The 21906-nt window shown below is 65.2% G+C and carries 22 protein-coding genes; 12 read left to right on the top strand and 10 right to left on the bottom strand.

Annotated elements, in window-relative coordinates:
- Positions 1–256: 256 nt before the first annotated feature.
- Positions 257–817: a gamma carbonic anhydrase family protein gene (locus BGK68_RS23695; RefSeq protein ID WP_013235195.1), complete on the bottom strand. Its 561-nt coding sequence runs from the start codon at positions 815–817 to the stop codon at positions 257–259.
- A gap of 339 nt (positions 818–1156) precedes the next feature.
- On the opposite strand from BGK68_RS23695, the gene BGK68_RS23690 reads away from it, so the two are divergent.
- From BGK68_RS23690 to BGK68_RS23670, 5 genes are all read left to right on the top strand, one after another.
- Positions 1157–1876: a cobalt ABC transporter substrate-binding protein gene (locus tag BGK68_RS23690; protein WP_013235194.1), complete on the top strand. Its 720-nt coding sequence runs from the start codon at positions 1157–1159 to the stop codon at positions 1874–1876.
- Positions 1877–1929: 53 nt separating this feature from the next.
- Positions 1930–2235 (top strand): DUF3649 domain-containing protein, encoded by a 306-nt coding sequence (locus BGK68_RS23685; RefSeq protein ID WP_075259090.1) that lies wholly within the window; start codon positions 1930–1932, stop codon positions 2233–2235.
- Positions 2232–3872 (top strand): PepSY-associated TM helix domain-containing protein, encoded by a 1641-nt coding sequence (locus BGK68_RS23680; RefSeq protein ID WP_075259089.1) that lies wholly within the window; start codon positions 2232–2234, stop codon positions 3870–3872. Before BGK68_RS23685 ends, BGK68_RS23680 begins: the two co-directional genes overlap by 4 nt.
- Positions 3869–4231 carry a DUF3325 domain-containing protein gene (locus BGK68_RS23675; RefSeq protein ID WP_075259088.1) on the top strand — a complete coding sequence of 121 codons (363 nt, stop codon included), beginning with the start codon at positions 3869–3871 and terminating at the stop codon, positions 4229–4231. Before BGK68_RS23680 ends, BGK68_RS23675 begins: the two co-directional genes overlap by 4 nt.
- Positions 4232–4570: 339 nt before the next feature.
- Positions 4571–6838: a TonB-dependent receptor gene (locus BGK68_RS23670; RefSeq protein WP_075259087.1), complete on the top strand. Its 2268-nt coding sequence runs from the start codon at positions 4571–4573 to the stop codon at positions 6836–6838.
- A gap of 120 nt (positions 6839–6958) precedes the next feature.
- On the opposite strand, the gene BGK68_RS23665 is transcribed toward BGK68_RS23670, so the two are convergent.
- From BGK68_RS23665 to BGK68_RS23635, 7 genes are all read right to left on the bottom strand, one after another.
- Positions 6959–7147, bottom strand: a complete 189-nt coding sequence (locus BGK68_RS23665) for a hypothetical protein (protein WP_075259086.1) — start codon at positions 7145–7147, stop codon at positions 6959–6961.
- Positions 7148–7487: 340 nt separating this feature from the next.
- A complete protein-coding gene (locus BGK68_RS23660; protein WP_075259085.1) occupies positions 7488–8801 on the bottom strand; it encodes a tetratricopeptide repeat protein in 1314 nt (437 codons plus the stop codon).
- A gap of 41 nt (positions 8802–8842) precedes the next feature.
- Positions 8843–10471, bottom strand: a complete 1629-nt coding sequence (locus BGK68_RS23655; RefSeq protein WP_075259084.1) for a methyl-accepting chemotaxis protein — start codon at positions 10469–10471, stop codon at positions 8843–8845.
- A gap of 15 nt (positions 10472–10486) precedes the next feature.
- Positions 10487–10957 carry a DoxX family protein gene (locus tag BGK68_RS23650; RefSeq protein WP_075259083.1) on the bottom strand — a complete coding sequence of 157 codons (471 nt, stop codon included), beginning with the start codon at positions 10955–10957 and terminating at the stop codon, positions 10487–10489.
- Positions 10958–10969: 12 nt separating this feature from the next.
- A complete protein-coding gene (locus BGK68_RS23645) occupies positions 10970–11725 on the bottom strand; it encodes an HvfC/BufC N-terminal domain-containing protein (protein ID WP_075259082.1) in 756 nt (251 codons plus the stop codon).
- Positions 11722–12573: an MNIO family bufferin maturase gene (bufB, locus tag BGK68_RS23640; protein WP_075259081.1), complete on the bottom strand. Its 852-nt coding sequence runs from the start codon at positions 12571–12573 to the stop codon at positions 11722–11724. The genes BGK68_RS23645 and bufB overlap by 4 nt, the downstream gene beginning before the upstream one ends.
- A gap of 20 nt (positions 12574–12593) precedes the next feature.
- Positions 12594–12872 carry a BufA1 family periplasmic bufferin-type metallophore gene (locus BGK68_RS23635; protein WP_075259080.1) on the bottom strand — a complete coding sequence of 93 codons (279 nt, stop codon included), beginning with the start codon at positions 12870–12872 and terminating at the stop codon, positions 12594–12596.
- A gap of 248 nt (positions 12873–13120) precedes the next feature.
- On the opposite strand from BGK68_RS23635, the gene BGK68_RS23630 reads away from it, so the two are divergent.
- The 5 genes from BGK68_RS23630 to BGK68_RS23610 are packed head-to-tail and all read left to right on the top strand — an operon-like array spanning position 13121 to position 16554.
- Positions 13121–13786: a DUF1109 domain-containing protein gene (locus tag BGK68_RS23630; protein ID WP_075259079.1), complete on the top strand. Its 666-nt coding sequence runs from the start codon at positions 13121–13123 to the stop codon at positions 13784–13786.
- 15 nt (positions 13787–13801) lie between these two features.
- Positions 13802–14431, top strand: a complete 630-nt coding sequence (locus tag BGK68_RS23625; protein ID WP_075259078.1) for a sigma-70 family RNA polymerase sigma factor — start codon at positions 13802–13804, stop codon at positions 14429–14431.
- Complete coding sequence (locus tag BGK68_RS23620) at positions 14428–15069, top strand: DUF1109 domain-containing protein (protein WP_075259077.1); 642 nt, start codon at positions 14428–14430, stop codon at positions 15067–15069. The genes BGK68_RS23625 and BGK68_RS23620 overlap by 4 nt, the downstream gene beginning before the upstream one ends.
- 16 nt (positions 15070–15085) lie before the next feature.
- On the top strand, positions 15086–15670 hold the full coding sequence (locus tag BGK68_RS23615; protein ID WP_075259076.1) for a chlorite dismutase family protein: 585 nt from the start codon (positions 15086–15088) through the stop codon (positions 15668–15670).
- Positions 15667–16554, top strand: a complete 888-nt coding sequence (locus tag BGK68_RS23610; protein ID WP_198937246.1) for an HD-GYP domain-containing protein — start codon at positions 15667–15669, stop codon at positions 16552–16554. The genes BGK68_RS23615 and BGK68_RS23610 overlap by 4 nt, the downstream gene beginning before the upstream one ends.
- A gap of 68 nt (positions 16555–16622) precedes the next feature.
- On the opposite strand, the gene BGK68_RS23605 is transcribed toward BGK68_RS23610, so the two are convergent.
- Positions 16623–18455: a methyl-accepting chemotaxis protein gene (locus tag BGK68_RS23605; RefSeq protein WP_075259075.1), complete on the bottom strand. Its 1833-nt coding sequence runs from the start codon at positions 18453–18455 to the stop codon at positions 16623–16625.
- Positions 18456–18683: 228 nt separating this feature from the next.
- Complete coding sequence (locus tag BGK68_RS23600; protein ID WP_233149396.1) at positions 18684–19493, bottom strand: YdcF family protein; 810 nt, start codon at positions 19491–19493, stop codon at positions 18684–18686.
- A 75-nt stretch (positions 19494–19568) separates the two neighbouring features.
- On the opposite strand from BGK68_RS23600, the gene BGK68_RS23595 reads away from it, so the two are divergent.
- A complete protein-coding gene (locus BGK68_RS23595; protein WP_083657881.1) occupies positions 19569–21020 on the top strand; it encodes an HdeD family acid-resistance protein in 1452 nt (483 codons plus the stop codon).
- Positions 21017–21865 carry an alpha/beta hydrolase gene (locus BGK68_RS23590; protein ID WP_075259074.1) on the top strand — a complete coding sequence of 283 codons (849 nt, stop codon included), beginning with the start codon at positions 21017–21019 and terminating at the stop codon, positions 21863–21865. The genes BGK68_RS23595 and BGK68_RS23590 overlap by 4 nt, the downstream gene beginning before the upstream one ends.
- Positions 21866–21906: the final 41 nt, after the last annotated feature.

The raw sequence follows: 21906 nt of genomic DNA, 5'->3' as shown, positions 1-21906 counted from the left end.
CGCACGCTTCTCTTTTGCAGAGGCCGCGCAGTGCATTGTACGAGTCTATCCGAGTATCTCAGTACGCTGGAGTTTTCTGAGATAGGCGTACTACGAAGGTGTAATGACCCAGTCAAACCTGCTTACTCTAAGTACGGACCTGCTCAGGTCTTCTAATCCTCTGCAGATCTGAAAACTTAGTAGATACCCAAAAACCAACAAAAATCCGGTCTTCCCCAGAAGCCGGATTTTTCATTCCTAAACCACCCCCACAACCTCAAAACTCATTCTGCAATTTCTTATACCCCAACACCAACTCATTATTAGTCCGCGCCACATCTTCAGAAAACTCCGACGCCGCCACCGTCACCCGCGGAATGGTCGACAGATCAGTCTTGGCCCCGATACGCTCGGTAGAGGGAACATAGAACCCCGGCGGCAGGTCGCAACCATCCACCACGGCATTGTGACGCACCACGCAGCCGGCGCCGATGCTGCAATTGAACAGCACGCTGTTGAAACCGATGAAGGCATCGTCGCCCACGGTGCAGGGGCCGTGCACGATGGCGCGGTGGGCGATGGAGGTGCGCTCGCCGATGGTCACGGCGGCGCCTGACTTGGAGTGGATCACCACGCCATCCTGGATGTTGGAATGGGCGCCGATAATGATGGGCTCCATCTCGCCATGCTCATCGACTTCGTCGGCGCGGATCACCGCATAGGGACCGATGAAGACGTTCTCGTGGACGATCACCTTGCCGCACAGGATGGCGGTGTGGTCGACATAGGCGGATTCGTGGACTTGGGGCCGGTGGCCGGATGGGTTGCGGCGAAGCATGGGGGACAATCTCTCCTGGTAGTGCAATGGGGCGCGGGCCGGGCCGCCGGGCGGAAATGCGCCCAGCGCGGCGGGCGCGTTCAAACGGGTAGCGATCATACCTTGTTTGCACCCGCCCGGAACAGTGGTCCTTGAGGTTCGGGGATGCTTGTCGATACCTATAATTCACAATATAATTGATAATCATTCTCAAATAATATCGATTCCCGAAGGGATCGCAGCATGGCCGCGCCAAGCGTCGGGGCAGGCCGCCATGGGCTTGCTTCATGACGTGCCGCCTTGCATCCACGCTCCTGCACAATCAATAAACCTGTTCCCCCATTCGAAAGGAATCCGTCTATGAAGCGTCTGGCGATTGTCTCTGGCTTGTTCACCTCCCTCCTGCTGGCGCTGCCGGCATCGGCGCACCAGATCTGGCTGCAGCAGGATGGCAAGGAAGCGAAACTGTATTTCGGCGAATTCGGTGACAACCTGCGCGAAGTCTCGCCCGGCCTGCTGGACAAGTTCGTCTCGCCCAGCGCCGTGCTCATCAGCGCCCAGGGCGATCGTACGCTGGCGTTGAGCAAGCAGTCCGATGCCTTCAGCTTGTCGGCCAAGGCGGGGCAGGGCGAATCCCTGGTGGCGGAGGATGCGCACTATCCGGTCTTCGAGAACAAGCACGCGGCCACGCCCACCCGCACCGCCTGGACCCCGGCGGCGCGTCTGGTGACCTCGGCGGCGGCCCAGGAGCCGCGCCTGACGCTGGACCTGCTGCCCACCGGCAAGCCGGGCCAGTTCAAGGTGACCTACAAGAACGCGGCGTTGCCCAAGGCCAAGGTCGGCCTGGTGACGCCGTCGGGCTGGATGAAGGAAGCCCATTCCGACGAACAGGGCCTGGTGCAGTTCGATCTGCCCTGGCAGGGCGTCTATGTGGCGGAGGTCCACCACACCGACAAGACGGCCGGCGAGCGTGACGGCAAGCCCTATGACACGGCCAGCTTCGTGACCACGCTTTCTCTGGTCCAGGCCAAGGGCATGAAGGCGCTGCCGGCAGCGCCGGCGGCCAAGCCCAACAAGTAAGCGGTCCGGCCATTGATCCAGCCTTGATGCCACCTTGATCCCGCATTGATCCCATGTCCAGCCTGAAACCTGTCTGCAGCCCGACCCTGGCCTACCGCCTGGCCGTGCTCTCCCGCGTGGTGGCCGCCGTGGCCGGTGGCTATCTGCTCACGGCGCTCTGTACCGTGGTGGCGGCGCGCTACCTGCCCATGAGCCGCGCTGACGCGGTGATGACGGCGACCATGCTGTCCTTCGCCATCTTTACCTGCGCGGTGATCTGGGTCTTCGCGGCCCGCAGCGCCTGGCGCGCCTGGGCCGGGCTGGCGGCACCGGCCCTGGTGTTGGCGCTGGCGGCCTGGATGGGGAGAGTGGCGGCATGAAGGAGGGATTGCGGCAGTCCATGGCGTGGCTGCATACCTGGAGCGGCCTGCTGGTCTGCTGGCTGTTGCTGCTGGTGTTTGCCGGTGGCTCGGCCAGCTACTTCAAGGACGAGATCAGTTTCTGGATGATGCCTGAGCTGCATGCCACCCAGCGTCAGCCGGTGCCGCAGCCGCTGGCGGTGGAGCGCGCCATCGCGCACTTGCAGCAGCAGGCGCCGCAGGCCGAACGCTGGTTCATCAGCCTGCCGTCCTCGCGCAGCGTGGCCATGCGGGTGGGCTGGATCGCGCCGCCGCCCAAGGATGGCCCGGCGGGCAGCGCGCGCAGCCGTTTTACCAGTGAGCTGGTCGATGTCTCGACCGGCCAGAAGATGGCCGCCGTGCGCGAAACGCGGGGCGGTGAGTTTCTCTATCGCCTGCACTTCGACCTGCACTACATGCCGGTGCAGTGGGCGCGCTGGATCGTGAGCATCGGTGCGCTCTTCATGCTGGTGGCCATTGTCAGCGGGGTGATCACCCATAAGCGCATCTTCAAGGATTTCTTCACCTTCCGCGCCAACAAGGGACAACGTTCCTGGCTCGATGCCCATAACGCTGCGGCGGTGCTGGCGCTGCCGTTCCATCTGATGATCACCTATACCGGGCTGGTCACGCTGATGTTCATGATCATGCCCTGGGGCGTGCAGACGGCCTATCCGGGCAAGGGTGGCGAGAGCGCCTTCTTCGAGGAGGTCTTTCCCAACGTTGCGGGGCGCGGCAAGGCTGCCGGACAGGCCGCGCCGCTCACGGCCATCGGGCCGCTGGTCACGCAGGCGCAGCAGCACTGGCAGGGCGCGCCGCTGGCGCTGGTGACGATCAATCACCCGGGTGACGCCAAGGCCACCGTGGTGCTCACGCGCCAGAAGGCGGCCACCTTGTCCTATCTGCAACCGGCGCTGGTCTTCGATGGCGTGAGCGGCGTGCAGAAGGCCAGCGTGGGGGAACAGCCCAGCAATACGGGCGTAACTCGTGCGGTGCTGTATGGCTTGCACCTGGGGCATTTTGCGGACCCCTGGCTGCGCTGGCTGTTCTTCCTGTGCGGGCTGTCGGGCTATCTGATGGTGGCCAGCGGCGCCCTGCTGTGGGCGGTGAAGACGCGCCAGAAACAGGCCAAGGCCATCGCCCAGGGGGCGCGTCCTGGCTGGGGCCTGCGTCTGGTGGATGCACTCAATATCGGCGCCATCGCCGGCCTGCCGATCGCCTTTGCCAGCTACTTCTGGGCCAACCGCTTGCTGCCGCTGGAGATGGCGCAGCGACCCCAGGCGGAGATCAATGCCTTCTTCATCGCCTGGGCGGTGGCGGCGGTACTGGCGCAGCTGCGGCCGGGCCTGTCGATGTGGCGGGCGCAATTGGGGGCGGGGGCGCTGCTGTTTGCGGGCGTTGTGGTGCTCAACATCTTCACTACGCATTCCCATCTCGGCGTGACCTTGCTGCTGGGACGTGGCCCCTGGCCCGTGGCCGGTTTCGATCTGACCATGCTGGCGCTGGGGGCGTCGCTGGGGCTGGCCGAGCGCGTCCTGGCGCGTCGCCAGCGCAGGCAGCGCGCCGTAGCGGCGGTGCAGCCGGGGGCGCAGGGCGCCTTGATCAAGGAGGCGGCATGACGCTGTCGGGTTTCCTGTTGGCGCTGGGTCTGGCCTATTGCGCCTGGAGCGCGCTGGCGCTGGCCATGGACCGCCACTACGCCGATGTGCATGGACGCGGCGCCGAGCCTGCACCGGCGCTGCGGCAGCGCTTGCGCTGGCTGGGGGCGCTGGCGCTGCTGGCCAGCCTGGCGGTGGCCATTGGCATGCAGGGCTGGACCATTGGCGTGGTGGGTGGCATTGGCGTGCTGACGTTGGCCGGCATCCTGCAGGTGCTGTCGCTCAGTTACTGGCCGGTGCGCACGCCCTGGCTGGCGCGGCGCATTCTTTGCGGCCTGCCGCTGCTGTTGCTGTTGTGGTGGCTGGAGCGTTCCTTGTGAAGGGCGGTCCGACTTGCATCGGTGCGCGTCAGGTTTGATTTGGATTAAGGGGCGGGGCGGCGAATTGGAGTCCAATCACTACTCCTCTCTGTTGTATTTCCGGGCTGCGGCAATATGTCGCAGCCCTTTTTTTATCCTGCTTGTCGCGGCTAAATCCTTGTGGCGCAAGGAGATTTTCTCCGGGTAGGCGTTTGCCTGCCGGATGGCGGCATGGCCAGCGCATTCGCAGCGATGCGCCTGCATGCTAGATTGCGCGGACAAAAAACGGGGAGTGCGACGCCTACGGCAGTCGCGGGTGCGATTGCGCGCATTGCCCGACAAGATCAGGTTTCCTTCGCCATGAATCCATTCCCCCTGCGCAGGCACAGGCTGATGCTGTCTGTCCTGTCGGCCTGGAGCAGCGCTGCGCTGGCCCAGCAGAGCGCCGTCGATGCCAGTGATGCGGCGGCCTTGCCCACCATCGAGGTGCGCGGTGCGGCCGCGGCGCCGCAGCGCACGCAATTGCCGCAGACCAGCGCCAGCGTCACGGCCGATACCGCCGCCGATACCATCAACGTCACCGATAGCGCCGATGCGCTCAAGTACCTGCCCAGCCTGTCGGTGCGCAAGCGCTACATCGGCGACACGCAGTCGCCGTTGGCCACCCGCACCACTGGCGTCAATGCCAGCGCACGCAGCCTGGTGTACGCCGACGGCATCCTGCTCTCGGCGCTGGTGAACAACAACAACGGCAATGGTTCGCCGCGCTGGTTCATGGTGGCGCCGGAAGAGATCGCCCGTATCGATGTCATGTACGGGCCCTTCGCGGCCGAGTATCCGGGCAATTCCTACGGCGCAGTCACCGAGATCACCACCCGCATGCCCGAGCGTTTCGAGGCCAGCATCAAGACCCAGTATGCGCAGCAGGATTTCAGCCAGTATGGCGTCTCCGGTACCTATCGCGCCCAGGAGGTCAACGTCGGCCTGGGCAATCGCAGCGGGGCGCTGGCCTGGCGTTTTTCCGTCAATCACCTGGACAGCTATTCCCCTCCGGTCACCTACGTTACCGCCACCAGCGCGCCTGCCGGCAGCACAGGGGCGGTCGCCACGCAGGACCGGCTGGGTCGCAACATCCAGGTGCTGGGGGCGGGCAACCTGACCCACACAGTGCAGGACACGGCGCGCCTGAAGCTGTCCTATGACTTCACACCCACGCTCACGGCCACCTATACGCTGGGCTTCTGGCAGAACCAGGCCAACGCCAACCCGCAGACCTTCCTTCGCAATGCGGCGGGTGCGCCGGTCTATACCAGCGGCTTCAACAGCAATACGGTGGAGCAGCAGCAGTGGATGCAGGGGCTGGAAGTGCGCAGCCATACCGATGGCGTCTGGGACTGGCAAGTAGCGGCATCGGCGATCTCATCCTCACGCGACCTCACACGCACCTCGACCACTACCTTGCCGGCAGGGCTGGCCGGGGCCGGCACCATTGCCGACGCCAGCGGCACCGGCTGGAGCACGCTCGACGCCAAGGGTATCTGGCGACCGCAGGGGAGCGCCCAGGTCATCAGTTTCGGTGCGCATTACGACCGCTATACCCTGGCCAACCCCACCTGGAACACCAGCAACTGGAGCAGCGGCAGCGCTGGCGCGCTCAACGCCGATTCACGCGGCAAGACCACCACCTCGGCGTTGTGGGCACAGGATGCCTGGCGTTTCTCCCCTGGCTGGAAAGCCACGCTGGGCGCGCGTTACGAATGGTGGCGTGCCTTTGGTGGATTCAATTATTCGACCAATGGCAGTGGTGTGGGCTTCCCCGTGACGCAGCCCGAGGTCAGTCACAGCGGTTTGTCGCCCAAGGCCACGCTGGCATGGGCGCTGGCCGAGGACTGGCTGGCCACGCTCTCCACCGGGCGCGCACTGCGCTTTCCGACGGTGGGCGAGCTGTACCAGAATGTGTCGGTGGGCAGTGTCTTCCTGCAAGCCAATCCCAATCTCAAGCCCGAGAAGGTCTGGTCCACTGAACTGGCGATCGAAAGGCAATTGAAGGAAGGGCAGGGCAAGTGGCGCCTGTCGCTGTTCGAGGAACGCGTGAGCGATGCCCTCATCTCGCAATCCTCCACCATCGGCAGTAGCGTGGCCTCGTTCACCCAGAACGTGGACCGTACCCGTCAGCGCGGCATCGAGGCCGCCTTCGAGCGCAATGATGTGCTGGTGCGCGGGTTTTCCCTCAACGGCAGCGTGACCTGGGTGGATGCCCGCATCCTCGAGAACAAGGGCTATGTGCCCACCGTCGCCGGCGCCTCTTCGGTGGGGCGGCGTACGCCCTACGTGCCAGAGTGGCGCGCTACGCTGGTGGCCAGCTACCAGCCTGACGAACACTGGACCTATACGCTGGCCGGGCGCTACAGCGGACGGGTCTATGCAACGGTGGACAATACCGATATCAACACCCACACCTACCAGGGCTTCGATGGCTATACCGTCTTTGATGCGCGGCTGCGCTATCGTTTCGATCAGCACTGGAGTGCTGCGTTGGGCGTGGACAACCTGGGGAACCGGTCCTACTTCCTGTTCCATCCTTTCCCGCAGCGCACGGTGTTGGCTGAACTGAAGTACGACTTCTGAGCAGGGAGAATGAGGTTTTGTGAGGCGCCGGCGCATCCCCGTGCGGGGGCGCGCCGGCTGTCGGCGGCAGGATGAGGCGAGCTAGCCAGGGCGATACATACAATGCCGATCAGTCTGGCTTCAGCTGCTGCGCGCCTTCTCGATGGTTTCCCGGGCGGCTTCCAGCATGGCGGCCGGTTCCGGGGCATTCGATTCCAGGTAGGAGTTTTCCAGCGTGACGGAAAGATTGCTCATCTTCTCGGACAATTCCGCCAGCGCCACGCTGAGTTCACACATCAGCGCCGACATGTTTTTAGGTGACTGCGTCATTACGTTTTCCTCTTCAGATGGCGCACCGTGGGCGCCTGCAGGCAACGAAGAGCGGGGATTCACCGCGCCGCAGGCCGGTACGTACTAATCGATTACGTCGTGAGCTGTGGCTATTCTAAGCCATGCCAGATGTCGGTACGACTGTACCTTGGTCGAAAAGTGCGAGAAAAAAACGAAACTTCTTGCAGTCATGTTGTGCTGCGGACATATCTACTGCTGCTGCGTTGCCGTTCTGGCATGCAGATGGCAGCAGGCATGCCGAATCGGGCCGATACCTGTGCGCGATTGCGCGACATGTTGCTGTCCATGCATCGGGCCAGCGCGGGGTCCGCGCCAGTGTTCAGCGTCTTGCCAGGACTACCAGCCCCGGCACGGCCTGTTGCATTTCCACGCGCAGGCTTTCCTCACGCAACGTCACGACATGCATGCCAGCGGTGTGCAGGCAGTCTTCGATGTAGGCGCGCTGGTGGCGGAAGCGGCCGCTGGCGTGCAGATAGTAGGAATCGGTGCGTTCTTCGCCGGCCAGCTCAACCGTGAAGACAAGATGGCCACCTTCCTGCAAGGCCAGACGAGCCGCTGTGAAGAACGACGCCAACTGCCCGCAATAGATCAGCACATCGCAGGCGGCGATCAGCGCGTAGCGGGACGGATGCGCCGTCATCCATTCCACCACATCGGCTTGCGCCAGCGTGCTGTAGCGGCCATGCTGCGCGGCATGGCGCAACATGTTGGAAGAAAGGTCGACGCCTTCCAGTGAGAGTGCGTAAGGCGCCAGTACCGGGGCGCACAGGCCGGTGCCGCAACCGGCGTCGAGCACGGTCATGCCTGCGTTGGCGGGCAAGCTGGCCTGCAGCACCGCGCTCAGCACTTGCGGTCCACGGTAGTCGAGGTGCGTGACCAGATTGCTGTCGAAGTGATCGGCATAGTCATCGAAGCGCCGCACGATGTAATCGCGTGGCACAGCGTGGCTGGGCAGGCCGGCGTAGGCGGCATGCATGTGGCTGGCGATAGGGTGGCCGGGTTCTTCCAGCAACCATTGCCGGCACACCTCGGCCGCTTCGGCCACGCGCCCCAGGAAATAGAACGAGATCGCCAGCAGCTCGCGCGACTTGCCGTCGTGTGGCGGCAGCACGAAGGCCATGCACTGGTAGCGCGAGCTCTGCATGCGGTCACCCAACTGGGCGTAGAGCTCTGCCAGCTGATGCAGGGCGGCCAGGCAGTGCGGATCGCACAGCAAGGCCTGCTCGCAGGCGGCGACGGCGGCGTCGGTCTGGCCTTGGGCGCGCCGCGCTGCGGCCAGGTTGGTCCATAGTTGCGCATCGGCCGGACGCAAGGCCAAGGCTTGTTCGTAGGCCGGCACCGCCTCGTCGAAACGTCCGCATCCGAACAGGATATTGCCCAGGTCATTGCACCAGTCAGCATCGGGCGGGACGGTCCGTGCGGCCTCGTGTATCAGCGCCAGACCTTCCTCGTGGCGGCCGCGCTGATGCAGCAGCACCCCTAGGTAATGCTGGGCCGGGGCGTGATGCTCCTCCATGGCGAGGATGAGGCGGTAGTCTTCCTCGGCCGCGTCGAGGCTGCCCGCTGCGTGGTGGCTGAAGGCCGAAGTGAAGCTTTCTTCAATCAGATCTTCCAGGGCGCCATTAGACGTCATGGGTGTTCTCCTTGGGATGTCATCGTCAGCACGATGTGATTTCACTGGCTCAACGTGGCCATCTGAGTCAGCGGCACGGCGTGCGCGCCGGTCCTGTTTGCGCCGGTCATGGCAGCGGGGCCAGCCAGGGTGAATACGGCCACCGACGCTGTGAGTGTGGCCGCCTGTTCGGTCAGGGCGTCGGCGGCTGCCGCAGTCTGTTCGACCAAGGCAGCGTTCTGCCGCGTCGCACGGTCCATGTCGGCCAGGCTGAGACTGACCTGGGAGATGCCTTCGGCCTGTTCCCGTGTTGCTGTGGCGATCTCGTTGACGGTGGTCATGACATTGCTGAAGGACTGCACGATCTGGACGATGGCCTGGTCGGCTTCCTTGACCTGTTCAGCGGCCCGGTCGACCGAGCCGATCGAGGTAGCGATCAGGTCCTTGACCTCGCGTGCGGCTTCCGCACTGCGCAGCGCCAGCGAGCGCACCTCCGACGCCACGACGGCGAAACCTCGGCCCTGGCTGCCGGCGCGAGCGGCTTCCACGGAGGCATTCAAGGCAAGGATATTGGTCTGGAAGGCGATGCCGTCGATCACGCTGACGATGTCGGAGATACGTCCGGCGCCTGCCGTGACCTCGGCCATTGCACCGGCGATGCCGCCCATGACCTGGCCGCCGCGCTCGGCGTCGCGGGCGGCGGCTGCCGCCAGTGCATTGGTATGCTCGGCGTTCTGGGCATTGTTGCGTACGGCGCCGGAGAGCCTTTCCAGGGTGGCGGCAGTGGTCTCTAGTGTATTGGCTTGTGCCTGCGTACGTTGCGCCAGTTCGCCGTTGCCCTGGGCGATATCGGTGGCGCCGTGATGCAGGTCGCGGGTGGCCTCGCGGATGTCGCCGACGGTTCGGGCAACGCCGCGTTGCATGCGCTGCAATGCGGCCAGGAGCACACCGATTTCATTGCCGGAAATGCCTTGCACCGGTCGACTCAGGTCGCCATCGGCGATGCGGTCGAAATGTTCGGCCGCGCGCTTGAGCGGTCGCAGCAGCAGGCGGTCGAACAGCAGCCAGCAGATGCCGATGAGCAGGATGGACGCCGCCAGCATGGCCGCGGCCAGCAGCGAGGCCTGGGCCGAGCGGCGCTCGGAGGCCTGGCGCAGACTGTCCTTGACCTGTTCCGCACGCTCGATCACGGCGCGCAGGGTGGCGGAAAATTCGCGGTCGGCGGCTTCTGCGCTGACCGTGGCGGCGGCATAGTCGTCCAGCGAGACGTCGTATAGCGCCACCTCGCGCAGGTTCAACACCTTGATGTAACTGTCATAGGCCGCCGAGACACGCAGCGCCTCGGGCTCGGCCAGCGCCTGCGGCGTGAGGCCCTGGCGGTAGCCGTCGAAGGCCTTGCGCGCTTCTTGCAGGGCGGCCGAGGCGCGTCGGCTGTAGTCATTGGACTTGATTTCATCGCCCTTGACCAGATTGATGTAGGCGTTGTCCATGTTGATCAGAGTGTTCAGGAACAGGCGCTCGGTGTCATGCAAGGGCTGGATGTGGCGGTCCGACAGCTCGATGAGCGCATCGGTGGTGCGACTTGCCGAGCGCGCGCCCTGCCACGCCATGGCCACCGCCAGCCACAGCGCCAGGGTCAGCAGGCCCAGCACCAGCAGCAGAGCAGTACGCAGTTTCATTCTGGTCAGCATGATGGTCTCCGTTGATCAATGCAGGCCGAGGCGCCGGTCCAGCGACCAGGCGCCACCCCCGCGCGCCACCAGAAGCAGCAGCAGTCCGGCCCAGGAGAGATGGGTCGGCCAGGCATCGGGATAGACGAAGATCTCGATGACCGTCGTCATCCCCAGCAGCGCCAGCGCGGCGCCGCGCGTGAACAGGCCGAGGATGAGCAGTAGCGGGAAGAAGTGTTCGGCATAGGTGGCCAGGTGCGCTGCCAGCTCGGGCGGCAGCAGTGGCAGGCGGTATTCTTCCTGGAACAGGATGTAGGTGCTGTCCTTGATGTCCAGGAAACCACTGACCTTGGTGCGGCCAGAAAGGAAGAAGATCGCCGCCACCGCCACGCGCGCCACCAGGGTCAGCAAGTTGTCGCTGATGAGGCGCGTGGCGAGATCGGCGGCGCGGTTCCAGAGGCTCGACGGAGGCGTAACGGTCGCGGGCAGGGAGGTGGGCTGGTTCATGGAGTTCTCCGTTCAGTAAAACGAGGTGAAGGCATCGGCCTGGATCAGCAGGCCGAGCATGGCCGCGATATCCAGATCCGGTTCGTGCTCCAGCGCCCGGCCAGCGGCGCGGGCAATGCTGAAGCCGTCGCGGCAGGCGTCAAGAAAACGGCTAGCGCCCAGACTCAGCGGCTGCCATTGCACCTGCGCTTGTGCACGTGTGAGCAAGGCGCCTTCGCCCTGCCATTCAGGGGCCAGTTCGGCATGGCCGTCTTCACGGCGGTTGGCGCTCCAGATGGTGTAGACCGGATGCTGGGCATCGTGATGCCAGCGGCTGGCCGCGTGCGGTACCAGCGTCACATCCTGGCCAGCCTCCAGTGCGGTGTGCAGGGCCGCTACCGCCAGCACGGGCTGGTCGGCAGCGAGGTGGGATTCGGTCCAGCAACGGTCCAGTGCGGCGACGCCCGGCAGGTAGGGCAGTTCGCGCACGGCCTCCACTGTGCAGAGGAATTCGGCAAAGCCCTCGCCATAGGCAATCAGGCTGGCTTGACGGGGCAGGTGGTGACGGGCGAACTGCAGCGCGGCCGATTCCATCCAGGCGCTGCCTACCAGCCTGTGCACGGTGGGATAGTTGGCGACCAGGGCATCGACACAGCCCTTGAAGATGGTATTGCGATAGACCGCGAAAGCCGGTTGCGCCAGCAGCGCGGCGACCGCGTCGTCATTGCTGTGGCCTTCCAGGATCGCTTGCAGGAAGGCGTCGTAATAGCGGGCGTCGGGGGCGTTCATACGGTCTGCTCCTGGGGCGCGGCAGCAGTCTCCTGCAACAGCGTAGTGGCGGTCCCGCGCTCTGCCATCAGTTCCTCGAAAGCGGGGACATTGCCATCGCGTTCGATCAGCGTGGGACGCGCACCGGTGCGCGCCAGCAGATGCTGGTACAGCGCCCAGACCGGCGCGGCAATCGGGGCATCGTGTGAATCGATCAGCAGGCCGGGCAGGCTGGCGTCGGCGCTGTGCCCGGCGAGATGGATTTCGAGAATGTCATCGACGGGCAACTGGTCCAGATACTGGCGGGCATCGATGCCCAGGTTGCAGGCGCTGACGTGGACATTGTTGACATCGACCAGCAAGCCGCAGCCAGTGCGACGCACCAGCTCGTGGAGGAATTCTGGCTCGCTCCAGCTGTGCTGGTCCATGCGCAGGTAGTGGGAAGGATTTTCCAGGGCGATGCGACGCTTGAGCACATCCTGGGTACGGCTGATGTTGGCGGCCAGCCGCGCCAGGGTCGCGGCGGTGCGCGGCACGGGCAGCAGGTCGGGCAGGTAATGTCCGCCTGCGCGCGACCAGGCCAGATGTTCGGACACCAGCACCGGTTCAATGCGCTCGGCCAACTGCGCCAGCTGGCGCAGGTGAACCGGATCGGGCGCGTCGGGCCCGGCCAATGACAGCGACACCCCGTGCAAGGCCACCGGATGATGTTCCCGGATGGCTTGCAGCCAGGCCAGGCGGGGGCCGCCGTCCATCAGGTAGTTCTCCGGATGGACTTCGAACCACAGACCCGGTGCGCTGCAGTCCAGCGCCGCGTCGAAGTGTTGCGGCTTCAGGCCCAGGCCGGCGCTGAGGAGATGTGCTGTCATGGCCACGGTCTCCAGTCGGATCAGACCGGCTTGAGCGAACCCATGCCGCGCGGCGTCTTGATGGAGGTGCAGGTGCCGGCCGGCACGTTCTTCCAGGCATTGCCCTGGTAATCCATCTTGGCGGTGCCGGCGCAGGTGGTACCTTCGCCAGCCTTGCAGTCGTTCTGGCCAGCCATGGAAACGCCGTAGCACTTCTCGACGGCGGTCTTGTTCATCGGTTGCTTGTCTTGCGCCATGACCACGCCCGAGGCGAGGGTGGCGAGGGTCAGGGCGGCGGTGGCGACGAGGTGCTTGTTCATGCTGTGCTCCTTGAGTAGGGATGATGTGGAAGATGACTCTGACCGGTACCAGCCCATGTGCTGCAACTGCATCCAGGCGGCCGATCTGTTGGTTAATTCGCAGGGACAGGCTGGCCGGTTACAGCGCACCGACAATTTTTCGAAAGAATATTTTTCACCTCTGCTGTAACCAGAATCCCTTGAGAAACGAATACACAGGAGAGCGCGCCGTTGCGCAGTCCGCCCGCCGGGCGATACAGGGGAAGTGAATGAAAACGATGGAACTGGTCAACATGCTGGCCACCGGTACGGGCGACCGCTCCGGCCCGGGGCAGCCCGGCCTGGTGCGCAATGCAACCGCCCGTATGGCGGTGGCACTGGCCCTGGGTCTGATGGGGGCAGCCCTGCTGCTGGCCTTGCTCTATGGTGTGCGCAGTGATCTGCGTACATTGCTGCAGCAACCGCTGTTCTGGATGAAGGTGTCATTCCCGCTGGCGGCGTTGCTGGCCGGGCAAATGGCCGCATCCCGTCTGGCCAGGCCGGGTATGCGTATCGGCCTGGGACCGGCGGCCGCGCTGTTGTTGCCGCCATGCGTGCTGTGGCTGGCTGGTGCTACCTGGCTGGCGCTGGCGCCGCCCTCGCAACGGCTGGATCTGCTGCTGGGCAGCAGCTGGGAGGTCTGTTCGGCCAATGTATCCTTGCTGTCACTGCCTACGCTGGCGACCATGCTGTGGTTCCTGCGGGGCCTGGCGCCCACGCAACTGCGGGCAGCTGGCGCCGTGGCCGGGCTGGTGGCGGGCGCGCAGGGCGTGCTAGTCTATTCACTTTATTGCGTGGAGATGGCGCCGCCGTTCTGGGGCGTCTGGTATGTACTGGGGGTGGCGCTGCCGACGATGGCCGGCGCCTGGTGCGGCCCGTGGCTGCTTCGTTGGTGATCTGGCGGCGTTCCCATGACTGAGAGTCCTTTCCTGTTGGCCACTGGCGGCCCGGCCTTGCCGGACGACCTGGCGGGTCTGCCCGGCAAGCCCTCGCACCCTAGCGAAGAGCGCTTGCGCACGTTGCTGCTGGCCGGTCTGGACGGCGACGCAGTGGCCTACCGCAATTTCCTTTCCGAACTGAGCGGCCGGCTGCGTGCTTTTTTGCGCAAGCGCCTGGTCCATCTGCAAGATGACGTCGAGGATGTGGTGCAGGAAACCCTGCTGGCCATCCACAACGCGCGTCATACCTATCGTCACGACCAGCCGCTGACGGCCTGGGTGCATGCCATTGCACGCTACAAGCTGATGGACTTCCTGCGCGCCCGTTCGCGCCGCGAAGCCTTCCATGATCCGCTCGATGAAGAGCATGACCTGCTGGCCATCTGCGACGATGAACCAGCGCAGGCGCGGCGCGATGTCGGCGCGCTGCTGGAGGAACTGCCCGACAAGCAGCGCCTGCCGATCGTGCATGTCAAGCTGGAGGGCATGTCGGTGGCGGAAACAGCGCAACTGACGGGGATGTCGGAGTCGGCTGTCAAGGTGGGCATCCATCGTGGCCTCAAGGCCCTGGCCCTGAAGATCCGGGAGAAACTGCAAGCATGAAGACTGAAGACCTCATTTCCATGATGGCCAGCGGCGTGACGCCGGTGGACCGTCGCCTGCCCGTCAAGCAGATGGCCCAGGCACTGCTCCTGGGCGGCCTGGGCACGCTGCTGCTGATGCTGAAGATCTATGGGCTGCGTCCCGACCTGGGGCTGATGCTGGGCGTGCCGCTGTTCTGGATCAAGCTGGCCTTTCCCACGGCGCTGGCGGTGGGCGCGATGCTGGTGCTGCGTCGCCTGGTGCGTCCGGGCCTGCGCGTAGGCGTGCGCTGGGCAGGTATCGCCTTGCCGAGCCTGGCGGTCTGGGCCGGCGGCGCGCTGGTGCTGCTCAGTGCGCCGGTGGCCCAGCGCTTGCCGCTGCTGATGGGCATCAGCTGGCGCAGTTGCCCCTTCAATATCGCATTGCTGTCCATTCCGCTGTTCATCGGCATCTTCTGGGCCGTGCGCGGCATGGCCCCGACCCGGTTGCGCCTGACCGGCGCCATCGCCGGACTGTTGGCGGGCGCTACGGCGACCATGGTGTATTGCCTGCATTGCCCGGAGATGGGCGTTCCCTTCTGGGGCGTCTGGTACTTCCTGGGCATCCTCATTCCGGCAACGGCGGGCCTGTTGCTGGGGCCGCGCCTGTTGCGCTGGTAACGACTGGAGAGTGGACATGAGCGTGATCCATACGGCCTTCGTAGCCGGTGCCAGCGGGGCGTGGCGCATCGAGCACATGACTGCCGTGGCGGGCCCGCCGCTTGCCCTGGCCGGCAGGCTCGCGGTGCTCGAGCCGGCTGAGGCGCCCTCCCTGGAAGCTGCCGGTGTGCAATGGCGACTGGACGGCGCCATCGGCCATCAGCGCTACACCACGCGAGCGGAACTCGATACCCTGGTGGCCGTTCAGCAGGGCCTGGGCAGGCCGCAGGCGCGTTGTGCGGCGCTCATCCCGATTCGCAAGAGCGCGGCCTGGTGGGCCCTGGCCCAGGATGAACGCCGCGCCATCCTTGAGGAACAGTCGCACCACATCACCATCGGCCTGGAATACCTTCCCCCCATCGCACGCCGTCTCTATCACGCGCGTGAGCTGGGGCAGCCCTTCGATTTCCTGACCTGGTTCGAATACGCACCGGAACACGCCGATGCATTCGAAGAGCTTGTCGCGCGCCTGCGTCAGAGCGTTGAGTGGCATTTCGTTGAACGGGAGGTCGATATCCGCCTGGTCCGCGATGATGATTCTCGACAAGGAGTGTCTGGATGAGTCTGCTTTCCCTGTGGCGACGGGCCACGCGCAGCAATGCCACGCGCCAGGCTGCGCGGGATGAACAGCTGCTGATGAGCCTGTTCCTGCTGGCCTGGGCGGTGGAGGCGCGCGATCCCTATACGGGCGGACATCTGTGGCGGGTGGCGCGCCTGTCGCGGCTGCTGGCCGAGTCCGCCGGACTGGAACCGCAGCAGGTGGCGCGCATCACCATCGGCGCCTTCCTGCATGACCTGGGCAAGATCGGCATCCCCGACGCCGTGCTGGGCAAGAAATCACGCTTGGATGAGGCGGAATATGCCGTCATCAAGACCCACCCCGAGATTGGCCATCGCATGCTGGCCGGCCACCCGCTGGCGGCCCTGGCCGCAGATGCGGTGCTGCTTCATCACGAAACGCCGGATGGCCGCGGCTATCCCTTTGGCCGACGTGGCGAGGAGATCCCGCTGGCTGCACGCATCGTGGGCATCTGCGACGCCTTCGACGCCATGACCAGCACGCGCCCTTATCGCAGCGGCATGCCCATTGCCCGCGCCATGGAAATCATCGGGTCTGAGCTAGGACGGCAGTTCGATGCGACATGGGGCCGGCTCTTCATCGGCTTGCAGCAACATGCGGAGCTGGCCCACATCGTGGGCCACAGCGATGAGGGCATCCCCATGCAGCGTTGTCTCTCCTGTGGCCCGGTGGTGGTACGGCCGCGCCATGCCGTCGCGGGCGATACGTTGTATTGCCCGGCCTGCCATAGCGAATACACCCTGGCGCCCGATGACCAGGGCCTCATTGCCACCGGCAAGCAGGATACGGCGCGCGCCCTGGCGGTGGCGCCGGATAGCGGCCTGATCGGCCGCCTGGTGGGTGAAAGCCTGGCAGCGCTGGCCTGACCTGCCGACCGTCCCGACCAAGAAAAAAGCCCGCACGAGGCGGGCTGGACGTGGCGGCAAGGAAAGCCTCAGAAGGTTTCCCAATCGCCTTCATCTTCCCCGGCGGGCAAGCGCGAAGGCGATTTGCCGGTGGGCTTGGCAGCAGGGGCCTCGGCCTTGGCAGACTGGGCAGCAGCGGGTTTGGGAGCCGCTTTGGGAGCGGCGGCCTTGGACGCTGCCAGTGCTGGACGGGCCGGCTGGGTCGCGACCGGCTTGCGCAGGGCGGGCGCCGGTGTGGTGGGTGTGGTCGTTGGAGCGGGGCGGGAGGCGGGCTTGGCCGCATGTGGCGTCGTCTGGGCGATGCTCGCGGCGCTGCCATCGACCTGGAAGCGACCGACCAGTCCCGCCAGCGTGGCCGCCTGGTCTTGCAGTGATTGCGCCGCGGCGGCAGCCTGTTCCACCAGCGCCGCGTTTTGCTGCGTGCCTTCATCCATCTGCGTGATGGCGCGGCCGACTTCGGCGATGCCAGCGCTCTGCTCCTGGCTGGCCGAGCTGATCTCGCCGACGATGTCGGTGACCCGACGCACACTGGCCACCACTTCGGTCATGGTGGCGCCAGCCTGTTCGACCAGCTTGCTGCCGGTATCGACCTTGGTCACCGAGTCGTCGATGAGGGTCTTGATTTCCTTGGCCGCCGAGGCCGAACGCTGGGCCAGCGAGCGCACTTCCGAGGCCACCACCGCAAAGCCGCGGCCCTGTTCGCCAGCGCGGGCGGCTTCCACCGCCGCGTTCAGCGCCAGGATATTGGTCTGGAAGGCGATGCCATCGATGACGCCAATGATGTCGGCAATCTTGCGCGAGCTGTCGGTGATGCCCTCCATGGTCTGCACCACCTGGCTGACCACGCTGCCGCCCTGGATCGCCACTTCCGAGGCGGATTCGGCCAGCTGGTTGGCCTGGCGCGCATTGTCGGCGTTCTGCTTCACGGTGGCCGTCAGTTCTTCCATGGCCGAGGCGGTTTCCTCGAGAGAACCGGCATGCTGTTCGGTACGGCCCGACAGGTCCAGGTTGCCGCTGGCGATTTCCTGCGAGGCCGAGGCGATGGTGCCGGCGGAGGCCTTGATGTTGGTGATGGTCGAGAGCAGCGAATCACGCATGCTGCGCACCGCGTAGAGCAGGCTGCTGCTGTCACCGGGGGCGGTCTCGATGTTGGGGGTGAGGTCACCCTGGGCGATGCGGTTGGCGACCTCGGCCGCCTTGGCCGGATCACCACCGATGGTGCGCAGGATGCCGCGGTTGATGACGATCACCAGCGCCACCAGCGCCGCCGACACGGCGGCAAAGAGCAGCGCCATCTGCCACAGGCTGCGCAGGAAGGCGGCGTTGATGTCATCCATATAGGCGCCGGTGGTGAGGTTCCAGTCCCACGGCTTGTAGGCGATCACGAAGGAGGTCTTGGGGACCGGTTCGGCGGCGCCTACCTTGGGCCACAGGTAATGGACGAAGCTGCCTTCGGGCTTGCTGCCGGCCTTGGTGATCTCGACGAAGAGATTGTTGCCGGCGGGGTCCTTGAAGTTGGTCAGGTCCTTGCCATCCAGCTCGGTCTTGATCGGGTGCATCACGATGATCTGGCCCGAGGTGGAAATGGAGAAGTAGCCGTCAGTGCCGTAGCGCAGGCTCTTGATGGCCTGCTTGGCCAGTTTCTGCGCGTCTTCCTTGGACAGTGCGCCGCTGTCGGCCAGTGCGCCATAGCCCTTGACCAGCGAGAGGGCGGTCTGGCCGATATTGGTGAGGTCGGCCTTGCGTTCTTCCAGCCGGATATTGCGGACCATCACTGCACTGAAGATCGAGATTGCCAGCAGTGCGATGAGGCTGAGGACGAGCGGCAGCCAAAGTTTCTTGTTGAAGGACAGCTGGCCCATGATGAAGTCTCCCTAGATTGTCGGTTGCCCGTTGGCGTCCTTGCGCCGGTGCAATGGCAGAGGTGCCCTCTGCATTGCCTTGTGCGGGGCGGGTTGAAGCGATAACAGCTTGAACAGCGCCCGGATGCAAACCCCGGCGACTTTAGCACTTTACCTTCGCACCACGCCGGTGAAGAGGGGAAAAGGGGGCGGAAGCCCGGTTACTTGCGCGCTTAGGATGCTTGCGCGCTATTGCCGGACCCGGTACCACAGCTGGCCTATCCACTCGCGCAGGGCGTAGCTGGCCAGTTGCAGGCTGCCCGCATTGGGCAGGTAGTCGGTCACGCGTGTGCGCGCCTGGCCGGCAAAGACGGTGGGAGCGGCCTGCACCTGCAGGCCGGTCGTGGCGAAGACCTGCATGGCGCGCGGCATGTGCAGGCTGTCCGTGACCAGCAGGATGCGCGAGATGCCCGCTTCCTTGAGCATGGCCGCAGAGAAGGCGGCGTTGTCATAGGTGGTGTTGGAGCGTCCCTCCTGCCAGCGCACCGGCACGGCGAAATCGCGTTCCAGGGTGCGCGCCATCACGGCCGCCTCGCTCTCGGGCGATCCGTCCGGATTGCCGCCCGTCACCAGGATCGGCAGGCCGCTCTGGCGATGCAGGTAGGCGCCGTATTGCAGGCGCTTCATGCCGATGGCGTTGGCGTCGTCGAGGCCGCCATATTCCGGCGCGCGGTCGATGCGGCCCGAACCGAGGATGACAATGGCCTGGGCCTGGCCCGGACTGCGCAGCACGGGATAGCTGTTTTCCAGCGGCGCGACCAGCAGCAGCGAACCCGCCCGCGTGCTCAGCACCAGCAGCGTGACCACCCCCAGCACGATGAGCAACAGACCGAAGCGCCGCCAGCGTGGCGCATAACGGTGCAGGAGCACCCCCGCCAGGGCCAGCAGCAGCGGGGAAACAGGGGGCAGCAGCAGGGTGCTGGCCAGGGCGGAGATGAGGACCGACAGGGGCATGGGCGGGCAGACAGGAAAGTCGACAATGCCGGCATTGTCGGCCATTGGTCCAGTTTCATCTACTGCCGCCACGCCATGGCGTAGCGGGATGATTTGCCTCCTGCCACGGAATCCCCCAAAATGCCGGATCGCAAAGGGAAGGGCGCAGGCCCGGGGAAAACCGTGATACGTCTTGTCTTGTTGTTGCTGGGCGCGGACTTCATCCGTCGCAATTGGCATGTGCTGGCCCTGGCCGGCCTGAGCTGGGGCGCCATCGGCGTGTCCCTGGCCATCGACGCGCTGGACGGCGTGCTCAACTTCCCCCTCACCCTGTTCGGCTACCTGCTGCTGCTGGAAAGCCTGGTCACGCTGTGGGTGGCCAACAGCGGCATCGGCGCGCAGAAGACGCTGCGCTACGTCAAAGGCGCGCTGTTCCTGCTCATTGCGGTGCTGGTCATCACCCAGCACCAGGCCAGCAATATGGTCCTGGCCATGCTCTTCGGCATTGCCTTCGCCATCGGCGGCGCCTTGCAGATCACCTCGGCGCTGGTGGTGCGCTTTCCGCGCTGGCGCACGGCGCTGGTGGGCGGCGGCGTGCAGATCCTGCTGGCGATCTTCTTCTTCCAACCTTATCCCACCCATTACAAGGGAACGGTGCCGTTCTGCCTGGCGCTGGCCCTGATCTTCGGCGGCTGGAACATGATCTGGCTGGCCTTGCGCACCCGCATGCTGCCGACCGATGTCTCGGTGGACGTGCTGGCCGCCCGCAATAGCGGCGATGATCGCCCCTTCGACGCCGGCGTGCATCGCGACGACGCAAGCCTGGAGGAAATGCTGCAGCCGCCGGCCACGCCTGCGGCTGCAGCCAGTGCGGCGCAGCCGTTGACTGTCCACGTATGGACGCCCGCCGGCAGCGCGCGCGGACCGGCGCGCCGGCAACCGGTGATCGACCGCTACATCGCCGCAGTCGATACCAATGGCGTCATCTCCACCGGCCACGCCGCCCTGGAAATACCGCCGGACCTCTACATCAGCCTGTATCCAGCCGAGGAGATCGACCGCTCGCCCGACCAGTTCGCCCGGCTCCTGCGCGCCACCGCCGACAACGACGTCAGGGGCCGCTATCTGAGCGACTATCCCAGCGAGGCCGCCTCCTGGTGTGAATCCACCGAGAAGATCGTCTTCCGCGACTATTGCCGCGCGCGCCTGGACCGTTTCTGGCAGCGTTACCGCCAGATCGAGATCTACAATCTGACCAACCGCAACTGCTCCAGCACCGTGGCCAACGCCCTGGAATCTGCGCTGGAAGGCGTGATCGGCGGGCGCAACCAGCATTGGAGCAATGCCTTGCGGATGATCTTTACGCCTGAGATCTGGGTGGCCAGCCACATCCGCAAGCGCGCCGTCACCATGGCCTGGACCCCGGGCATGGTGCTCGACTATGCCCGCGCCCTGCGCGCCGTGGTGCATCCCCGCCCCTTGTCCTGGGCCGCCTCGCTGCACCTGGCGCTGCGCCAGAGCCGCCGCCTGCGCAAGGGCTGGCGCGCGCGCCGCCGTTACGCCCAACAGCATCCACCGATCGGAGACCTATGATCCCCCTCATTGCCCCCCAGGAACACTGGATCGACGCCGACGATGGCACCCGCCTGTTCTGCCGCGACTGGCTCTTGTCCGGCGCGACCGCGGCGGTGCAGATGGTGCATGGGCTGGGCGAGCATGGCGGGCGCTATTTTTCGCTGGCCCGGCTGTTCAACGAGGCCGGCTTGTCGGTGCGCATCTGTGACCAGCGCGGTCATGGCAATTCCGGCGGCGTCCAGGGCAGCCTGATCCGGCCGGATGACCTGTTGCGCGACCTCAAGCTGAGTTTCGACGATTTCAGCCGGCGTACCGAATGTGTGCCCGTGCTGTTCGGGCACAGCATGGGCGGACTGGTGGCGGCGCGCTTTGCTACCGGCGGCTACAGCCCGGTGCGGGCGTTGGCCTTGTCCTCGCCCGCGCTGGCGCTGGACATGAAGGGCTGGCAAAAGCTGCTGCTGGCGGTATCCACGGCCATCGCGCCAGGATTGGCGCTGCCCACCGCCTTGCCGGCCAGCCGCATTTCCCATGATCCGCATGAAGTGCGCGCCTATCGCAAGGATCCGCTGAATCACGGCAAGATCGCCCCGCGCATGCTGCATTTCATGCTCGATGCAATGCGGCAGGTGGAACGCGAGGCCGGCCAGTTCACCCGGCCAGTGCTGCTGCAGGTGGCCGGCGATGACGCCTTCGTCGCGCCGCGCGGCAGCCGCGCCTTTTTCGACGCCTTGCCGTCCGGGCGCAAGACGCTGCACTGGTACGAGCACGCCTATCACGAAATCTTCAATGAAGAAGCCAGCCTGCGGGCGCAGGCCATGCAGGATCTGCGCAATTGGCTGGCGCAATTGCCCGCGCAGCCCTGAAGAAGTAGCTGGGTGAGTTCGGGAATTAACCTGGAATTACG

The sequence above is a fragment of the Herbaspirillum camelliae genome, assembly GCF_001929405.1.
GTDB lineage: Bacteria > Pseudomonadota > Gammaproteobacteria > Burkholderiales > Burkholderiaceae_D > Herbaspirillum > Herbaspirillum seropedicae.
The sequence above is the reverse complement of the archived record's forward strand: the minus strand, read 5'-3'. Positions and strand labels throughout refer to the sequence as shown.

Excerpts from the sequence above, each read along its gene's own strand:
- BGK68_RS23695 (WP_013235195.1), bottom strand. The coding sequence starts at position 817 with ATGCTTCGCCGCAACCCATCCGGCCACCGGCCCCAAGTCCACGAATCC.
- BGK68_RS23690 (WP_013235194.1), top strand. The coding sequence starts at position 1,157 with ATGAAGCGTCTGGCGATTGTCTCTGGCTTGTTCACCTCCCTCCTGCTG.
- BGK68_RS23685 (WP_075259090.1), top strand. The coding sequence starts at position 1,930 with ATGTCCAGCCTGAAACCTGTCTGCAGCCCGACCCTGGCCTACCGCCTG.
- BGK68_RS23680 (WP_075259089.1), top strand. The coding sequence starts at position 2,232 with ATGAAGGAGGGATTGCGGCAGTCCATGGCGTGGCTGCATACCTGGAGC.
- BGK68_RS23675 (WP_075259088.1), top strand. The coding sequence starts at position 3,869 with ATGACGCTGTCGGGTTTCCTGTTGGCGCTGGGTCTGGCCTATTGCGCC.
- BGK68_RS23670 (WP_075259087.1), top strand. The coding sequence starts at position 4,571 with ATGAATCCATTCCCCCTGCGCAGGCACAGGCTGATGCTGTCTGTCCTG.
- BGK68_RS23665 (WP_075259086.1), bottom strand. The coding sequence starts at position 7,147 with ATGACGCAGTCACCTAAAAACATGTCGGCGCTGATGTGTGAACTCAGC.
- BGK68_RS23660 (WP_075259085.1), bottom strand. The coding sequence starts at position 8,801 with ATGACGTCTAATGGCGCCCTGGAAGATCTGATTGAAGAAAGCTTCACT.
- BGK68_RS23655 (WP_075259084.1), bottom strand. The coding sequence starts at position 10,471 with ATGCTGACCAGAATGAAACTGCGTACTGCTCTGCTGCTGGTGCTGGGC.
- BGK68_RS23650 (WP_075259083.1), bottom strand. The coding sequence starts at position 10,957 with ATGAACCAGCCCACCTCCCTGCCCGCGACCGTTACGCCTCCGTCGAGC.
- BGK68_RS23645 (WP_075259082.1), bottom strand. The coding sequence starts at position 11,725 with ATGAACGCCCCCGACGCCCGCTATTACGACGCCTTCCTGCAAGCGATC.
- bufB (WP_075259081.1), bottom strand. The coding sequence starts at position 12,573 with ATGACAGCACATCTCCTCAGCGCCGGCCTGGGCCTGAAGCCGCAACAC.
- BGK68_RS23635 (WP_075259080.1), bottom strand. The coding sequence starts at position 12,872 with ATGAACAAGCACCTCGTCGCCACCGCCGCCCTGACCCTCGCCACCCTC.
- BGK68_RS23630 (WP_075259079.1), top strand. The coding sequence starts at position 13,121 with ATGAAAACGATGGAACTGGTCAACATGCTGGCCACCGGTACGGGCGAC.
- BGK68_RS23625 (WP_075259078.1), top strand. The coding sequence starts at position 13,802 with ATGACTGAGAGTCCTTTCCTGTTGGCCACTGGCGGCCCGGCCTTGCCG.
- BGK68_RS23620 (WP_075259077.1), top strand. The coding sequence starts at position 14,428 with ATGAAGACTGAAGACCTCATTTCCATGATGGCCAGCGGCGTGACGCCG.
- BGK68_RS23615 (WP_075259076.1), top strand. The coding sequence starts at position 15,086 with ATGAGCGTGATCCATACGGCCTTCGTAGCCGGTGCCAGCGGGGCGTGG.
- BGK68_RS23610 (WP_198937246.1), top strand. The coding sequence starts at position 15,667 with ATGAGTCTGCTTTCCCTGTGGCGACGGGCCACGCGCAGCAATGCCACG.
- BGK68_RS23605 (WP_075259075.1), bottom strand. The coding sequence starts at position 18,455 with ATGGGCCAGCTGTCCTTCAACAAGAAACTTTGGCTGCCGCTCGTCCTC.
- BGK68_RS23600 (WP_233149396.1), bottom strand. The coding sequence starts at position 19,493 with ATGGCCGACAATGCCGGCATTGTCGACTTTCCTGTCTGCCCGCCCATG.
- BGK68_RS23595 (WP_083657881.1), top strand. The coding sequence starts at position 19,569 with ATGCCGGATCGCAAAGGGAAGGGCGCAGGCCCGGGGAAAACCGTGATA.
- BGK68_RS23590 (WP_075259074.1), top strand. The coding sequence starts at position 21,017 with ATGATCCCCCTCATTGCCCCCCAGGAACACTGGATCGACGCCGACGAT.